The sequence below is a fragment of the Paenibacillus sp. FSL M8-0212 genome (assembly GCF_038004645.1).
GTDB lineage: Bacteria > Bacillota > Bacilli > Paenibacillales > Paenibacillaceae > Paenibacillus.
In genome coordinates, this window is sequence record NZ_JBBORP010000001.1 from 1318322 (window position 1) to 1334465 (window position 16144).

The 16144-nt window shown below is 42.9% G+C and carries 12 protein-coding genes and 1 pseudogene; 1 reads left to right on the top strand and 12 read right to left on the bottom strand.

From position 1 onward, the window contains the following. Window positions 1-119: 119 nt before the first annotated feature. A pseudogene (locus tag MKX68_RS06000) lies at window positions 120-1268 on the top strand (IS3 family transposase). A gap of 386 nt (window positions 1269-1654) precedes the next feature. Here MKX68_RS06000 and MKX68_RS06005 read toward each other — a convergent pair. The 12 genes from MKX68_RS06005 to MKX68_RS06060 all read right to left on the bottom strand — a co-directional run bounded on the left by MKX68_RS06005 (window position 1655) and on the right by MKX68_RS06060 (window position 15936). Then, a complete protein-coding gene (locus MKX68_RS06005; protein WP_340909960.1) occupies window positions 1655-2017 on the bottom strand; it encodes a hypothetical protein in 363 nt (120 codons plus the stop codon). Between the two features lie 16 nt (window positions 2018-2033). Further along, on the bottom strand, window positions 2034-4025 hold the full coding sequence (locus MKX68_RS06010) for an AAA family ATPase (RefSeq protein ID WP_340909963.1): 1992 nt from the start codon (window positions 4023-4025) through the stop codon (window positions 2034-2036). A gap of 12 nt (window positions 4026-4037) precedes the next feature. Continuing rightward, window positions 4038-4244, bottom strand: a complete 207-nt coding sequence (locus MKX68_RS06015) for a DNA modification system-associated small protein (protein WP_340909965.1) — start codon at window positions 4242-4244, stop codon at window positions 4038-4040. Continuing rightward, complete coding sequence (locus MKX68_RS06020; RefSeq protein ID WP_340909968.1) at window positions 4231-6348, bottom strand: DEAD/DEAH box helicase family protein; 2118 nt, start codon at window positions 6346-6348, stop codon at window positions 4231-4233. Before MKX68_RS06020 ends, MKX68_RS06015 begins: the two co-directional genes overlap by 14 nt. Next, window positions 6338-6886, bottom strand: a complete 549-nt coding sequence (locus MKX68_RS06025) for a hypothetical protein (RefSeq protein ID WP_340909971.1) — start codon at window positions 6884-6886, stop codon at window positions 6338-6340. Before MKX68_RS06025 ends, MKX68_RS06020 begins: the two co-directional genes overlap by 11 nt. A 2-nt stretch (window positions 6887-6888) precedes the next feature. Further along, window positions 6889-7734, bottom strand: a complete 846-nt coding sequence (locus tag MKX68_RS06030) for a DNA-methyltransferase (RefSeq protein ID WP_340909973.1) — start codon at window positions 7732-7734, stop codon at window positions 6889-6891. Further along, on the bottom strand, window positions 7727-8641 hold the full coding sequence (locus MKX68_RS06035) for a DNA-methyltransferase (protein ID WP_340909975.1): 915 nt from the start codon (window positions 8639-8641) through the stop codon (window positions 7727-7729). Before MKX68_RS06035 ends, MKX68_RS06030 begins: the two co-directional genes overlap by 8 nt. Before the next feature lie 724 nt (window positions 8642-9365). Continuing rightward, a complete protein-coding gene (locus MKX68_RS06040) occupies window positions 9366-12503 on the bottom strand; it encodes a DUF3427 domain-containing protein (RefSeq protein WP_340909978.1) in 3138 nt (1045 codons plus the stop codon). Between the two features lie 262 nt (window positions 12504-12765). After that, on the bottom strand, window positions 12766-13245 hold the full coding sequence (locus MKX68_RS06045) for a hypothetical protein (RefSeq protein ID WP_340019361.1): 480 nt from the start codon (window positions 13243-13245) through the stop codon (window positions 12766-12768). Between the two features lie 15 nt (window positions 13246-13260). Beyond that, window positions 13261-14430, bottom strand: coding sequence for a WXG100 family type VII secretion target (locus MKX68_RS06050; protein ID WP_340909981.1), 1170 nt, complete (start codon window positions 14428-14430; stop codon window positions 13261-13263). 254 nt (window positions 14431-14684) lie between these two features. Beyond that, a complete protein-coding gene (locus MKX68_RS06055; RefSeq protein WP_091034485.1) occupies window positions 14685-14969 on the bottom strand; it encodes a DUF4183 domain-containing protein in 285 nt (94 codons plus the stop codon). Between the two features lie 82 nt (window positions 14970-15051). Beyond that, the gene (locus MKX68_RS06060) at window positions 15052-15936 is read right to left on the bottom strand and encodes a DUF4183 domain-containing protein (protein ID WP_340909985.1); all 885 of its coding nucleotides are present in this window, start codon (window positions 15934-15936) and stop codon (window positions 15052-15054) included. Between the last annotated feature and the right edge of the window lie 208 nt (window positions 15937-16144).

The window sequence follows — 16144 nt, forward strand, 5'->3', positions numbered from 1 at the left end:
AATAAAAAAAGATTTTGTACTCTAGGTTGCCACTGGTATTATCCCCTCATGGTAGACAGTGAAAAAAGAGGACATGTTTCAATGAACTCAAACACTGGATACCGGAGGGGATTTTTGTTATGTCAGCGAAGAAAGGCCAAACCTTTAATCGATATAGCGAAGAAACGAAGAAAGAAGCCGTTCGTCTGCGGATGGAAGAAGGTTGAGCGTACAGTCGGATCATGGAGAAGTTTGGGATTAAGAGTGAGAGCCAGATTATCACATGGGTTCGTAAAAGCCAAAATGGGGAGAGTTTTGAGGATTACCGGGGACGTTGGACGAAGAAACATTTTAGTAGTGCAGAAGAAGAAAATGCTTATCTGAAAGCGCAGGTAGAATATCTAAAAAAGCTCAATCCAAATTTGCACGGAGAGGGAAGCTGGATTTCGAAGCCCGGTGCCAGTCCGTTCGAGAAATAAGCAAGTGGGCACCTGTGGTCTGGCTGTGTAAAATGGCTGAAATTTCACGTGTAGGCTACTACAAATGGAGGAAAAATGCTGCACTTCGAGAGAAACGAGCAGGTCGGGATGCGGATTTAAAATCACATATTTTAGGTATCCACCGGCTGTCCTTATTTCGGCTACAAACGTATGCGAACCGCTTTAGGCAAGGAAGGCCTTGTGGTGAATCACAAAAAGGTACGCCACTTAATGAGAGAACTTCAGATTCGTTCCGTGATTCGCAAGAAACGTCCATTTGCTGGCCGGAAACCGTCCGTTCTGTTCCGCAATGTCTTAAATCGGGAATTTTCGGCGGCAGATCCCGTGCAGAAGCTTGTGACGGATATTACGTATGTCCGGATTGGGCATGATTTTGCTTATCTCTCGGTGGTGATGGATCTGTACAACAACGAAATTGTGGCATGGGAACTCTCCGAGCGAAATGACTTAAAACTTGTTACAGACACGGTGAAGAAACTGAAATGTGGACCTTCCTTGCTCCATTCGGACCAGGGGTTTCAGTATACAACGCAAAGCTATGCCAAGTTGCTTGAAGAGAAGAAGTTCACAGGAAGCCATTGTCGGCGTGGGAACTGCTATGACAATGCTTGTATTGAGTCGTTCTTCTCCCATTTGAAGACGGAGAAGTTGTATTTGGAGAAGCCTCAGAATCTGGAGCAAGCAAGAATCCAAATTATGGAGTATATCTTGTTTTACAACAAGGAACGTTTCCAAAACAAACTTGGCGACCTCTCCCCGATTGAATTCCGGGAAAAAGTCGCCGCTTAATAAAACTCTTTTTTTATTGTCTACTTGACGGGGCTATGACCACCACCCGAATTTGAAACAACATTTGAGACCAACTATGGATATTCAATCAAACTTTAAGCCCTTTTCTATTGGGCTCATTATTTGAAAATACGTAGATACTGCCATGCTTCTGACTTATTTGTAAGAGTAGTTATAGTTCTTGCATGGGTCGAAGAGACTTCATAGGATTTATCTACAAACCATGTCTCCTGTAGCACAACAAGTTAATATGCAATAACCACATTACAACGCATCAATTCAATCAGAGACTTATGGAATCTAACAAGGCAAAGCCCACCTCAAAGACAAGGCGGGCTTTTTTTTCTAGTTATATCTATTTATAAACACTAAGGCAATGAATTTTTTTATAGCAATGAGCTAATGGACTGAAGTCCTTCTTGGTCAATCCGCTTACCTAACTTAGTAAGACCAAAAACCATAAGAGCTCTCGCATACAAATAGGGAGTGGTCGTTTCAGGATATAATGATTTTAAAAGTAACGCGAGTTGGCCATCACTATCGAAACTGCCTACATTATAGTTAGATCCACCTGTATCAGAGATCTCGTATTCCATGGGCTTTATCTCATTAAAGTGATTCTTTAAAGCATAAGCTAATGCAAACTTTGCAGCTGTTGTTGTGAAATCAAAATATCCTGTTCCAACTAGTCTCTCAGCTACTTGGTTTGCATACAACGATAAACGTATGTTGACAAGATCCTCTGCCACTTATAACCACCCTATCTCATTCAGTTTGGGATTCGATTCTTGTATAAAACGATGATTGACGTGTCAAGCGGTATTCTTTTTTTAAATTATTTCCAAGCGTTGAGCGTGCAATTTGCTCATCTATTTCATGAGTATAAGCTAAGAGAATAATTTGCTCGGAAATCGAAGGTAACGCCTTGGTAATTTTATTCTTGTGGATAGGATCCAATCTACCAAACGGGGAATCCATAATAACTGGACCTCTAAGAGGCGCATTCTTATGTAGAGCGCTGATGAGAGCCAGTGCAACTATATGTTCAAAGCCAGCTGATCTGTAAGGTACCTTTTCACCTGAAACATGAACCATCGACAGACCATAGTTCTCGTTAATTTCTAGTATAGTGTAATCAGGGTCATTACTTATCTGGAGGAAGAGAGCAGTTGCATCTCGTTCAACATCCATTTTAAGTTTTTCCCTATAGGCCTCAATTCCTTTTTCAAAAATTCCGCAAATTTGTTCACAAAGTTCAACCTTTCGCTTCGCGAGCAACATATCTGTACCACTTGAATTACGATTCAACTGGGTGTCCAGTGTAGCAAGAGAACTTTGTGTTTCTGAAATGATTATATTTTCCGCACGCTTACCTTCCTGAAGGTTATTGATCTTCGTAAGACACTGTGAATGCTGCTGTGTTAATTCAGTTAAGCCATCAATATCACCATAACGATCAATGTCTTCACGTACTGTTTTTAATTGACGCTCCGCTTGATTTATTTCGACCGTCACATTCGCAAACTGCTCTTCATAGATTTCTAACTTTTCTTTACTACTTGGATAAATCATTGCCTCCAAGATTTGTTTTCGGTTTCGTAATGTTAACAATATCTGCTTTTCTTCTAAGGTTAAGCTCCCATATTCGGATTCAATGTGTCTTATACGCTCTTTCATCTTGGAAAGGACATCATCTTCTATATCTTGATCACATAGCTGGCAATGACTCTCGCTTATTGCTTGACGCATACCTTCAAGGAATTGCTCAGCTGTGTGTTGGGTTCGCTCCTTTTCCTCCAAGACTCTTGTTTGTTCATCGATTGCAGATAATGCCGTTTTGATCCTTTCGCTTGTTAAGCCTCTCCAAGCCTCCTTAGTAACAGAACGAATCGAAGAAAGCAGACTCCCCTGCCTACTCCGCTTCTCCTCAATGGAAGATTCTAGCGCTTTTGCATCAGATAAAAGTCCTCGAATCCGTTCACTCTGTGTCAGTTTATCCTCTAGGATATTACGATTATTAAGCTCAGCTGTTAGCTCCTCACGTAAACGCTCAAACTCCTTACGGTGTTCCTGCAACTTCGCCTCAAGAGTCGCTATCTGCGCTCCAATTTTCATTGTACGCTGATTATTTTGCGCTGCACGCGTTTTAGCTGATTTATAAGTCTCAAGTATACTTTCTACATCTATAGCCCCATTAGTAAGCACCGGTACCCCAAGTATTCTTTCAATTGACTCTTTAATCTTTGTACCCGCATCGGAATCATTCATAAGCAGTTCCTCGTACTCTTGCAATAACTCGCCATCAAATAGAAAAAATCTAGATACTTGCTCTGGCATAATTGTATTAAGGACATGGTCACACCTAGCAATTGAAAGAATGGAGCCATTTTCTTTTAGGAATACTGTTTGTTCGTAATCATCATCCTTTGTAGGTCTAGTTATACCGCTCCTTAATTTAAATTGACGAGTAAGTTCATAATTGTTTCCGCCACTAGTCATTCTTAGAATGACTTTAAATCCGTAGTTACCTTCTGATCGGCTCTCAAGATTCGAGATACTGATAAGATCTTTTACTACACCTGTTCGATTGTGGATCTTACCGAATAAAGCATACCTGAATATGTTTAGCAAGGTTGTTTTGCCGCGGCCATTATTTCCCCAAACAATGCACACACCATCTTGATGAGATAAGGTGATTGTCTGAGTTCCTTTGAAAGGTCCAAAATTTTCAACTGTTAAACTAGTAAAGCGAAGCACGGTCCTCACCTCCTACTCAGGTATAACATTAATATTTTTAAGATAGCTATCAATTAGCTTAACTGTATTCCGTCGAGCTTCAGTTCGATCATCCTGATTCTCAAACTGTGTCAGGACTATCTCTCGAATAATTTCTGCTGGTATATCAGGGTATTGTTCATCCCGAATTGTTTCCAAAGCACGGAGTAACTCTTCTACTTCAATTTCATTCCTGTTCATCTTCCATCCCTCCATTCTTGAGCTTGCTATAGTCCACTTGAAAATCTAATGCTATATTCTTAAGATCTGTTATGCAAGCTGGGTTCTCTGCACTTTTCCCAAACTCAATTGCACGAGAAAGTTCACCTATAATTATAGAAAGGCTTTTATCAGTCTCCGAATCAGACATTACAGGAATAGTAATTGCATCGTAAAGATGAGCAAAATGCTTATTAGTTGATTTTCTAAGTATACGGCCTCGACGTTGGACAAACTCACGCGGATTTTGTGAAGAAGCAAGGATTAGAGCATGAGTTGTAGATGGAATATCCACACCTTCATCTAAACACTTTATTGATACTAATACTCCTCCATTAGCCTCAAAATATGCTAAGGTCATTGTACGATCACCATGCATGTCAGCATAATACTCATAAGCATCGAATCCTGCATTTGTTGCACCATTTAGTACAGCTTTTAACTGTCTAATGTTATCACAGTATACAATCCACTTCTGTCCATTCTTAAAATGTGTTTTTAAAGTGTCTATCGCTAGTGGAACCTTGTTGGATGCATTTTTAACTATTCTAGCACGTTGTATTAATAATAATTGGAGCGTGGGGTTAGCAAACGAATCTGTCCCCTCTAGATAATTTTTTGCTACAAGTTTGCCAATCTCTACTGTGATCTCATTCCATTTAACCTGTTCGTCTTCAGTGAGAGAAAGTCTCTGTGGATGATAAAAATAACGAGTAAGAACGCCACTTTTTATTGCATCTTCTAACGTAAATGGTGGTGGAATTATGCCACTAAAATAGTCGAATAAAATAGCTGTACCAGTAGGATCGCCATATCGATAAGGAGTAGCTGACAACCCTAGACGGGCTCCCGTATTAATCGTGAGCACTTGCTGGCGTTTTTGGCTCCCTAATCTATGCACTTCATCTACAACGATAAATAAATGTTCCCCTGGCGTAATCTCCCGAAGGAAGGACTTTGAGCAGGCAGTGTCCATGGTAGCAATAATAATTCTTCTTTGCTTTTCACTTGATGATGACCATAATTTTAGGGTGCCTTCCTGTTTCCATTCATTATTTCCATCCCCACAAAGTAGATAGAAAATATCATGATCAGTAAGGGTAGCCCTCAGTTCGGAATACCACTGATTTAATAAATCTCTGGATGGGATCAGAACCAACACTGTCTCGTTTTGATCTAAGGCATCACGAATCGCACAAATAGCCGTAAATGTCTTTCCGCTACCAGTAGCGTGTTCAAAAATACCTCGACGGCCGTTTTTCACCCATGCCTCGAGAGCCGCAATTTGGTGTGGACGTGGTGCTTTACTGCTAGTTCTTTTATCAGGTTTCCACTTCTGAGATGCAATTTCGGTTACCTTTATTTCATCAAGTAGTTGCTCCCAGTTAATGTTCTTAGACTTTTCTTTGAGGATTTCTTTTGCTGCTGCAGGAAAATCGTACACTGTTACATCATTTACTACATTAGTCCACAGGCGTTCAAAAATTATCTGAGCGTCCGTGACTCTGCTTTTATCCCGATCTCCAACCCAACTAGGAAACACATCAATCGATTCTATATTACCATCAGATGAGAGCCCTTTATAGGTTTCATTCATTGATCCACGAAAACCAACTGCATTTCCTAGGGTGTCATGGAATACTCCTACCTTATCATGAAATAAACGTTTTACATTCGCGTTCAACTCATTTCCAACAGTAGCTATTTTTATATCAATAATACCCGTCGATACTAAATAGGCTAACAAGCGAGATGGTGCAGAAAGATATGGATTAGCAAACATCTTCTCTACTTCTTCTCTAATTGAGTTGGCAATTAGTGAACTGTTGCGTGCAGAATATCCCTCTGATAAGGCTGTCTGATCCTCATCTGAAATATATGGAGAACAAATAATCCGCATTTTCCCCTTGTTATTAATGAATTTTTTTAAGGCGTCCCAAGCAATTATGTAGATCGTGCTTCCGAAATATCCAGAAATACGATCATAGAAAGAAGCAGTTCTCATACATGGAAGATAAAACTCTCTGGCCACGTCATCCTCTGCTTTATTGTACACTGCCTTAAAATCGTAGTTATCAAGCTTCATACGATTCCTCCTGAATATTACGGATCATTATATCCATTCGCTTCTCAATGGCAGACAGTAGATGTTGTGGCCGTGAAGCTACGACTACCTCATTATTTCCTCTTAATCCTATTGCTACCGGGATGCACAGAGCTTCAATTATGGTTTCCGATTTCACTTGAATATTCGCACTATATGAAAAGTCGTTATGTTTAGTTGCATCCCATAGAACAAAGACACCATTTTCGATTTCTTCAGACAGCCGAACATAAGCACCCAAGAGGGCCATACGACCATCTGAATAATCAAAATTCGCTCTTGATCGACGCTTTTGATTCGGTACAATTAGTTGAATTTTGTATTCATCAAGTGCACGACCACCAGGAGGATTCGTACAGTTGTATAAATACACTCGTAGCCTCAACGGATATGGCCTTCCTAGATCGAGCAATAACGGCTTTTCATTTAAATTCTCCACTTTGAGCACAGCGTTACCAAGACTATTCACGAATAAAGAATTTAACCTAGCCCTATTTAGTTTGGAAACCCTTGTGCTCATTGTTATTTCCCTCCCTTGAGGGTTTCCTTAAAGCGTTCTTCTGCATCCTGGACGTAAGATTCTACACGATCAAATCCAATGAACCTTCGGTCTAGAGCAAGCGCTGCTATACCAGTCGTACCACTTCCCATCCATGGATCAACAACTAAATCACCTGGCCCTGTGGTTGCCTTTATATATTTCTCCGGTAGATATAAGGGCTGTGTTGCTTGGTGCCCTAAAATACGAGAGGATACCCCGCCACTGATAATATTTATAGGTAGTGCCCCAAGCGGATTGGGCTGAATTCGCTTATTTTTCCGAACATAAGATAGTCCGTTGGATCGCGGCTTGTATTCATACTCACCATATGTTTTGACGCTATGAGACACATAGGGTCTACGAATATCATCAAGATTTATTTTCCATTTTGGTGCTACAGAAAACCATAAATTCTGCTCGTAAGCATCCTGACATGCCACCCTAAGTCCTGTTGGAACAGGATTCTCTTTTACCCAAATTTCAATATCCACACAATGAAAACCCCAATACTCTTCAAGCATAATTGCTAATTTTTCGACTACCAATGACCGCTTTGTAGATGTATGTGTGGTTGCTTTTTCTCGTGTTGCTTTTACGTTTATCACAAGGAATCCATCGTCGCGAAGTTTTTTTGCAGCAGCATCGACAAAAGGAGATATTTTTTCAATATATTCACCTGATTTCCAAACCCCATAATCACGTTCTGCATTAGGGTAGGGGGGAGATCCATATAATAGTTTTATTGATCTATCTGGAAGCTGAAGTAAACCAGATGCACCATCACAACAAGACACAGCATATTTTGTATGCTCCAATCGTTCAATCACCGCGGCTCTCTCCTCCAAATTCAATTTCCATTCGTGCCGCGGCTAATTCACAGTAATCTGCATTCCCATCAATACCAATCCATTTCCTACCGTTACGTTCAGCAGAGATAGCTGTTGTTCCTGAACCTGAGAAAGGATCAAGTACGACATCGCCTACTTTGGTTCCTGAAAGAATAAAGAACTCTACTAACTTTTCAGGGAATCTTGCTGGATGAGATATTCCGCGTTCCTTACAAAGCTTTGCAAAGACGTCATTACTATTTGTATTACCTAGTTCAATAACAGAACCCGGGTCGGAACCACCCTTATTGGTCCAAACCTTCTCACAGTTAAAATTATGTGTGCTAGGGCGTGTGTTTTGATTCCTATCACCCTTACCTTTTCCTTCAAGAAACTTTAGCATATCCTTACCATACGGTTTTCTGATTGGATCAAGATTAAATGTCCATTCTGGTCCTTTGCTAAACCAAAAACAGTACTCATGCGATTTCTTCGTTCGGCCGTAGCCGCCTCGAGAGAAAACGTTTGGGGGGGTGGCTGGATTGTACCAAATATAATCGCGAACAAGATTAAACCCTGTTTTTTTGCACAGGTGTAATACCAATTCAAAAACGAAAAGATGTTGATAACCACCTACAACTTTATCATTAATATTTAGTACAAAGCTGCCATTGTTCTTAAGTACACGATGTATTTCTTTTGCCTTAGGTGCGAACCATTTCACATATTGATCTGGCGAAATTGATGACTCCAACGATCCATAGTCTCTTTGATCCGCATAGGGAGGAGAAGTAACAACTAAATCCACGCTTTCATTAGGGATCTGTTTCAATACTTCTTCACAATTTCCATAAACAAAGGAATTAATTGCATTTTGTAAATACTTTTGTTTTTTTGTAATTCTCACATCGCACCCCTGTCTTGACCCCTTGGTAACCATTGGTCTTACCCAATTTCAAGATCATGTTGAATTTCACTTAGTCGGTGTTGTCTGGAGTTAATTCCATATATCTCCTGAGATATTGCATTTAATAATCTACAGATCTTAACAAGAACATCTGTTATTTCATTTTCAACAACACCAATTTTTTTCCATATAAGAAGTGCTAACGTTAATCCTTTTTCTTCATATCTCTATCAACAAGAACTTCATAACTTCTTATAACTAATGGCCACACCTATCACCTCTAAGTAAATAGCCATGTACAAGTCTACCCCTATCTTTTCATCTCTGCAATATATGTTTACGAACGCAGATGAAAATTGTCTAACACTTTTGTCTTTGTATGATTTGATTAATACCTAAATCGTTTCCTTTTACATATATAAATTCACCTAGATTTGACCCTAGGCCTGTTGAGAAATCACTAATGATAGTAAAGAGTTATAAAATCGATAAATTGATTGTGCCCCTAAAAACAATCACAATGATGACCACTCATTTAAACAGTCTATCGCGACTATCCCTCAATTCATACTTGTCCTATTAAGAACCACTTGTTGTCAAACGGTAGACTATGGGTACACTTCTATGACCAGTTCCTTTTTTTATTAATTTCTAACAGGTGTTCTCACTTCATATTATAATTCGTCTCATTAAGAGACTTTTCAAATAAGGCTTCTTCGCTTTCTCACACAATACACTTATTCGCCACCGCCACCATCTTCGCGGGCATCTCTTCCCGCAGTCGCCATACAAAGCTCATCGGTTTGTTCCCTTCATGACTCACATAATCGGCTTCGCCCAGGAACACAAACGGAGACGTATAGCCATGCTCCTCCTTATACTCCCTTACGAACAGCACGATTCGGTTACCCGTCTCTCGATGATGAATATATCGATGCGCAGTAGCCGTATGCTCCGACACCCGGCTCTGAGTCTGCCAATGGAATAGCCGCTCGTTAATCGCATAGTCCTCGTACAGCGTGGAGGGTGAAAAGTCTTTGTCCGATTTGTTCAGTGTAATGAAGAAAATATCGGTCTGCTCATCGGCAAAATACTTTACGCCTTCACGGAAGGCGGGCGATTGCTGGGCATTCCAGTAACCGAAGGCGGCGAGCACTTGGTCGATGGAATACATACAGTGGATATCTAGTGGACAAGTGTACGGGAACGAATTGCTTTTATCCACAAATCGTAGATGAGCCAGATTATATCGAAAAATATCCACAAGCTCTGCTCGTAATGCTTCACAAGACAGCACACGCTGTACTCCCTCCTCGATGCTGCTCAATCCTAATTTCTCAGGCGCAGCCCGGTGGAAGGTATAATAGAACATGATCAACATCCGCCGTTTATCCGCGGTCGTCGGTTCTTTGCCTTTTTCAATAAAGTCGATCAGGAACGTCAGCCAGCTTCGAGAGTTAATTGTCAGCACAGACGGCAGTCTGCGGATATATTCCTCTTGCTCACCTTCAATGGGTACTGTTAATCCAGCTTCGGCCAACATGCCACGGAAATATCTTTTGCCCGTACGTCCACCATACAATTCATATAGTGTCATCCCGTGATGTTCCACAAAATGAGCCAGTATCAGCGGCAGTCCGGTGTCTTGCTGGAACGTTTGCAGCTTCTGGATCAGCGCTCTACGATTACGACTCATCTGCTTGAGGTTACGCATGATGTAGTCCTTCGCCTGTTTCTCCAATTGAATGAACGTACCGCGTGGCAGGTTCGAAAAGCCGTTCTCAACGTAGTGCGAGATGGAATGTTTGGTAGCTCCGATCAGGGCGCGGAATTTATCTTGGAACCTGTACTCCTGGTGCGCTTGCCCGATGAAGTCGAGCACGGTCAGGCACTCTTTGCCCTCCGCCATCCGCAGTCCACGTCCCAACTGTTGCAGGAATACGGTCAGACTCTCGGTAGGACGCAGGAACAGGATGGTGTTCACCTCAGGGATATCCACGCCCTCATTGTACAGATCAACGACAAAGATCATGCGCAGTTCCCCGTTCACCAGTTGTCCCTTCGCAGAATGACGCTCCTGTTCGTTCGACCCGCCATGAAGGGCCATGGATGGAATGCCGGCTTCGTTAAATATTTTGGCCATATACATCGCATGATCCACCCCAACACAGAAACCAAGCCCCTTCACATCATCCAGATCGGTTAGGTATTTGTTCAGACTTTGGATGATCTGGTTGGCACGGATTTTGTTATGGGTATAGAGCTTCTCCAGTTCGTTCAGATCATAGCCTTTACGCGACCACTTCACCTGAGATAGATCGACAGTATCGGTGACGCCAAAATATTGAAACGGGCTGAGCAGCTTCCGATCAATCGCATCAGTCAGACGGATCTCGGCGGCAATCGTATGATCGAAGTAGGCGGTAATGTCTTTACCATCCATCCGTTCAGGCGTTGCAGTGAGTCCCAGCAAAATCTTCGGTTCGTAATGGGACAACAGCTTCTGGTATGAAGGAGCAGCCGCATGATGGAATTCATCCACAATGATGTAATCGTAATAGTCTGGGCTAGTGATCTCCGTCAGCTTCATGGAGTTAAGACTCTGAATGCTAACAAACAAGTGGTCCAGCGCCTCTGCTCGGTAATTCCCCACATGCAGCTCGCCAAAGTTCATATCCTTCAGGATATACCGGAACGTATCCCGACTTTGCTTCAAGATTTCTTCCCGATGGGCGACAAAAAGCAGCTTTGCTCCCGCATGGCTTGCACGGAATCGTTTGTAGTCGAAGGCAGAGATGACCGTTTTGCCAACACCTGTGGCGGCGACGATCAGATTACGGGTTCGTCCATACAGCGTACGCTCGGCGTCCAGCTGTTCCAGCACTTCCTTTTGATAATCGTAAGGCTGGATGTCGAGGTGAAAGTGGTTAGACTGATCTTTTTTGCGATTCAGAGCCGCTTTCAACTGTGCCTCATGGCCTTCATCCTCAGCCACATACCGCGTAAATTCACGGTCATTCCAGTAACTCTCGAAGGTCGCTTCAATCTTGCGCAGCACGTCGAGTGAATCCTTCTCCGTCACCTTGAGGTTCCACTCCATACCACTGGTCAGTGCCGGGTTGGACAGGTTGGAAGAGCCGACATAAGCGGTGGTGAATCCAGTATCGCGGTGAAAAATGTACGTTTTGGCGTGTAGCCGAGTCACTTTGGTATCATACGAAATCTGGATTTCCGTGTTGGGCAGTTTGCTAAGTTCAGTGATGGCCTTAAGGTCGGTTGCTTCCATGTATGTAGTTGTGATGATACGCAGCTTCCCGCCACATGCTGTAAATTGCTGAAGCTGTTCCAGAAGCAGGCGAAGCCCGCTGAATTTGATAAACGATACCAGCCAATCGATCCGATCGGCGGTCACGATCTCCTTTTGCAGCTCCAATAACATACTCGGCTCGGACTTTGCACCTGTAAATAAAGAGCTTTGGGAGATTGGCGTATCTGGACGAACGATTTTGGTATCCCGGACCGCACGAATGCTGTTCAGCTTGGAATACACATGGATCAGCACTTCCCCCTGTTCATCCAGTTGTAATTCGTTATATTCTTCTTCCCCAAGCGTGCCTTTCAGCGTAGCAATAATCTCATTACACGTTCGGATCTGCGCCAACACTGCTGTCTTATCTTCTGTCTGTTCCCGTACAATCTTGAGCGCTCGCCGGGTCACCGCCGCCAAATACGTGGACAGCAGTTTACGTGCTTCCTCTGCATCCAGCTTCTCAGTCCCAATGTTATACACATCCGGGTCCAGCGCCGAAATCTCCTGCCTGGTGATGGTGTTGATAAGCTGTTCATATATGCCTTGTTTCATGAATGTACCTCGTGTGGGTGTAGGATGGTTGTGGATAGTTCTCTATGTATATGGTGAGCTAAAAATTACTTCTTCTATATTATCGACCAACCTGTGGAAGATTTCATTAGTTGTTTTGATTTCATAGGAAAAAGCACCTCTACTTTTGGTTTGGTAGAAGTGCTTAATGATATGACTTTAAATCGTGCATAGATATGCGCAACTCATATCAGCTTTTCACTATATCACTTAGAATTATAAGTTAGTATGACGGTCTTCTCTCTTAAATTGAAAATAAGGTTATCATCTTATCTTTAATAAAGATTGATAAGTAATCGCTTGTTTTTTGAGTTTGAATATCAGCACAAAGGCTAGTTATCTCCTTTTGAAGTACCAAAAGCGCGGCTGGAATAACAAAAATGTTCATTTTCTTTATATTCAGACCCTCATCATCAATTTCAATCTCGATTCTCTTTATATCGTCGTCAGCACGCAAAATATCACCTAGACAATAAACAATCTTGTCTTCTCTATCCTCCTTACCCACTTTTTCTCCTAATAACCCTAAGAGAACTTGATAATTCGGATCTCCGTCTTTAAATATATTAATTAACTCAATGATTAGGTCATTCAGAGAAATATTTCTTAATTTCTCTTCCATCCTCTCTCTTGAATCATCTAGAAACCACGATTCGAGGTCCACTGGTGTATCATCTATTATCCCGGGAACATAGGGCTTAGTGTAAAGAAAATCTTTATTCATTGTTTAACCTACCTTTTAATGTTTTGTATATTCCCCACCTATTTTTTTGGCAACTCTGTCAAATAGCATATCCCACACTGCATCTTTATTACCAGTTTTGAAAAATTCTTGTGCTTTTAGATCACTTCTTAGCTCTTTTTGAATATTAGCGAATATAATTCCTATGTCTTCTGCATTTTCTTTCCAACCTTCTGCCCCTCGTTTCATACTCAAATTAGTACCATTTGGAGAAACAGCTCTTATCTCAGCCATATTAAAATCTATTGCAGTGGCTATATCTTCAAGACTGAACGGCCCGTTAGTTGGATGGTTATGAGTAAATACCGTATCTTTAGCTACATCTTTATGGTTACTTATATTTATAGACTTTTCAGTACCAACAACCGTTTCTCCTATTAAATTACCATTCTTATCAAAAAATTGCCCGTGTTCCAAGGGTTTATTTCGAATTTGATCCTCAAACTTATTAACTGATTCTAAATAATGAGTTCTACCTGTCCTTTCATTTCCTTTCCCCGACTCAGGCTTGCCTCCGCCCGCCCCAATGTCGTCCTTTGAACGAAATGCTTTGCCAAACAAAACATATGCCAGGGCCTGTCCCGTCATCGCTCCACCGTAATACCCTGCTCCATTCGCATCGATCTGCTTCTTCTGCTCTTCCACAAATTGCTCTATATCCGACCTCGCCGTTCCAGTGCCCCAGGCGGTATCCCATGCAAATTGAATACCACGCCCAACGTCAACAACTTTGCCCACTGTCATGGCATATGCCACACTGCTTAATGTACTGAACGGGTTCTCGAAGAAAGCTTCTGCCGTCTGGCCCATTCCCGTTATTGTTTCTCCTACTGATTTATCAAGCAGCCCTACAGCGAAATTTCGCTTTAGTTCCTCTGGAATGTACAGCGCAACCTCGCCTGAGCCGTCCGTTGTTTTGAAGTTCTTCGCGATAAACGTAAACTCTTTCTGGATTTCGTCCAACAGCCCGATTGTAGTCGGGAACACTTCTTTCACCTGCATAAAATCCCAGAAGAAACGCTCTACTGTCACACCCGACCACTCGGATTGCAACATATAAATTGATTTCTCCAGTTCCCAGACCATTCGCTCCAGTTCCTGTTTCTTCTGCTGGACCAACCGGGCCTTTTCCTCCAATAGATCGGGATGTACCTCAATTCGCTGCATTTCCTTATCACCCGCCAACCTGATCGTAGTTTATGTCCCTAAATTTTAACAAGTGAGAAGGAGGATTGGAATCAAACGGAAGGATCATTTCCTCAGAGGTTATACGGTAGTAGAGCAGCATCCTTGGGTAACCATTTTTGCATATTAATGCACGAATGAATACCGTTGAGTCGACTGGAATCTTGTACAAAAAGAACGACTTCTATCACAGATAGAAGTCGCACAAGATAACGATACAGTAGGATTAAATCTTTTTAAGACACTACAAATTGTACAACAATTGGAGTTCCATCATTTAATGCATCTCCACCGGGAATTGTAATTGTAGTCGTCGTAGCCGAGGATGTATCTGCTGTTTGCATAAGGCCATTAATATAAAGATTGTAGTAGTTGTAGGTGCCTGGAAATGCGGTTGCAGCTACACCAGCGTCGTTTGTAAAGGCTGTCGCAGCAATGGCAAACGTTGCCCCAGTGCCGGTCCCATCACCAATGGTTGCAGCAAATCTCAAACTGTTCTGAAATGGTGTCACAAGTGGCATGTTTCTCACCTCCTACCTAACATAGTATATGTGGTAGGTTTGGGAGTAGTGAAGGCAAAGGAACCAGCAACTAAAACCAATTTTAACCATTTATGATATTGGCTGTTATTATAATTATCTCTATAGTAATAGGTGTCCCTGCAAAGATCACACCGCTTTGTATCGAAAAAAACAACCTCTCAGCACTTACATCGTATGAGTTTCCCTGTTGGACGATCCCGTTGATATATAGATTATTAAAACTGTTAAGTCCAATTCCGGCAAATTCGGTTATGCTGCCGCCATCGTCATTTGTGAATGCTGTGGCAGGAATTACAACCGATGCGGACAAATCCAGATCGGTGTCCGGAAAATAGAAGTAACGGTTTGCCGTAGGAATGATTTCAATTCCGGGTATGGTGCCCGGCGGACCTTGCTCACCTGGGGGACCCGTTGGTCCTTGGACTCCGGGAGTTCCCGGTTGACCCGGTTCACCCTGAGGACCTGCGGGACCCTGCGCTCCGGGAACTCCCGGTTGACCCGGCTCACCCTGAGGACCTGCGGGACCCTGCGCTCCGGGAAGCCCCGGTTGACCCGGCTCACCTTGAGGGCCTGCGGGACCCTGCGCTCCGGGAACTCCCGATTGACCCGGCTCACCTTGAGGGCCAGCGGGCCCCTGTGCTCCGGGGAGCCCCGGTTGACCCGGCCCTCCTTGAGGACCAACTGGACCCTGCACTCCGGGAAGCCCCGGTTGACCCGGCTCACCGTGAGATCCGGCGGGACCCTGCGCTCCGGGAACCTCTTGTTGACCCGGCCCGCCGTGAGGGCCTGCGGGGCCTTGGGCACCTGCCACACCTTGCGTTCCAGGGAGACTCACCGTCTCCAATTCATGTTGTCTCAACGGAGCGAGCAGGGGGGCGGGCTCACAACATACCGGGTTGCTACCCATCCCTCTCGGTAATGAAATGACTTTTTTGTCACGGGCCATTTTCTGTGATCTTAATGGACGCTTCAGTGAGCAGCGTTTTCTCCGATAAGACCTACGGATAATATGGCATTTCTTTCGTTTTACCAAGTGTTTTTTTCTGCATTTCGACGTAGAACGACTGGGCCTTAATTTGTTGAGGGTGGCTGTCCTCTTGTTCAGATACTTCAAAATGGTCATCTCCTTAGGCCGATGCACATAGTGTGTATGC

Coding starts and splice junctions, on each gene's coding strand:
- MKX68_RS06055 (WP_091034485.1), bottom strand. CDS start 14,969: ATGCCACTTGTGACACCATTTCAGAACAGTTTGAGATTTGCTGCAACC.
- MKX68_RS06050 (WP_340909981.1), bottom strand. CDS start 14,430: ATGCAGCGAATTGAGGTACATCCCGATCTATTGGAGGAAAAGGCCCGG.
- MKX68_RS06060 (WP_340909985.1), bottom strand. CDS start 15,936: ATGGCCCGTGACAAAAAAGTCATTTCATTACCGAGAGGGATGGGTAGC.
- MKX68_RS06025 (WP_340909971.1), bottom strand. CDS start 6,886: ATGAGCACAAGGGTTTCCAAACTAAATAGGGCTAGGTTAAATTCTTTA.
- MKX68_RS06045 (WP_340019361.1), bottom strand. CDS start 13,245: ATGAATAAAGATTTTCTTTACACTAAGCCCTATGTTCCCGGGATAATA.
- MKX68_RS06020 (WP_340909968.1), bottom strand. CDS start 6,348: ATGAAGCTTGATAACTACGATTTTAAGGCAGTGTACAATAAAGCAGAG.
- MKX68_RS06040 (WP_340909978.1), bottom strand. CDS start 12,503: ATGAAACAAGGCATATATGAACAGCTTATCAACACCATCACCAGGCAG.
- MKX68_RS06015 (WP_340909965.1), bottom strand. CDS start 4,244: ATGAACAGGAATGAAATTGAAGTAGAAGAGTTACTCCGTGCTTTGGAA.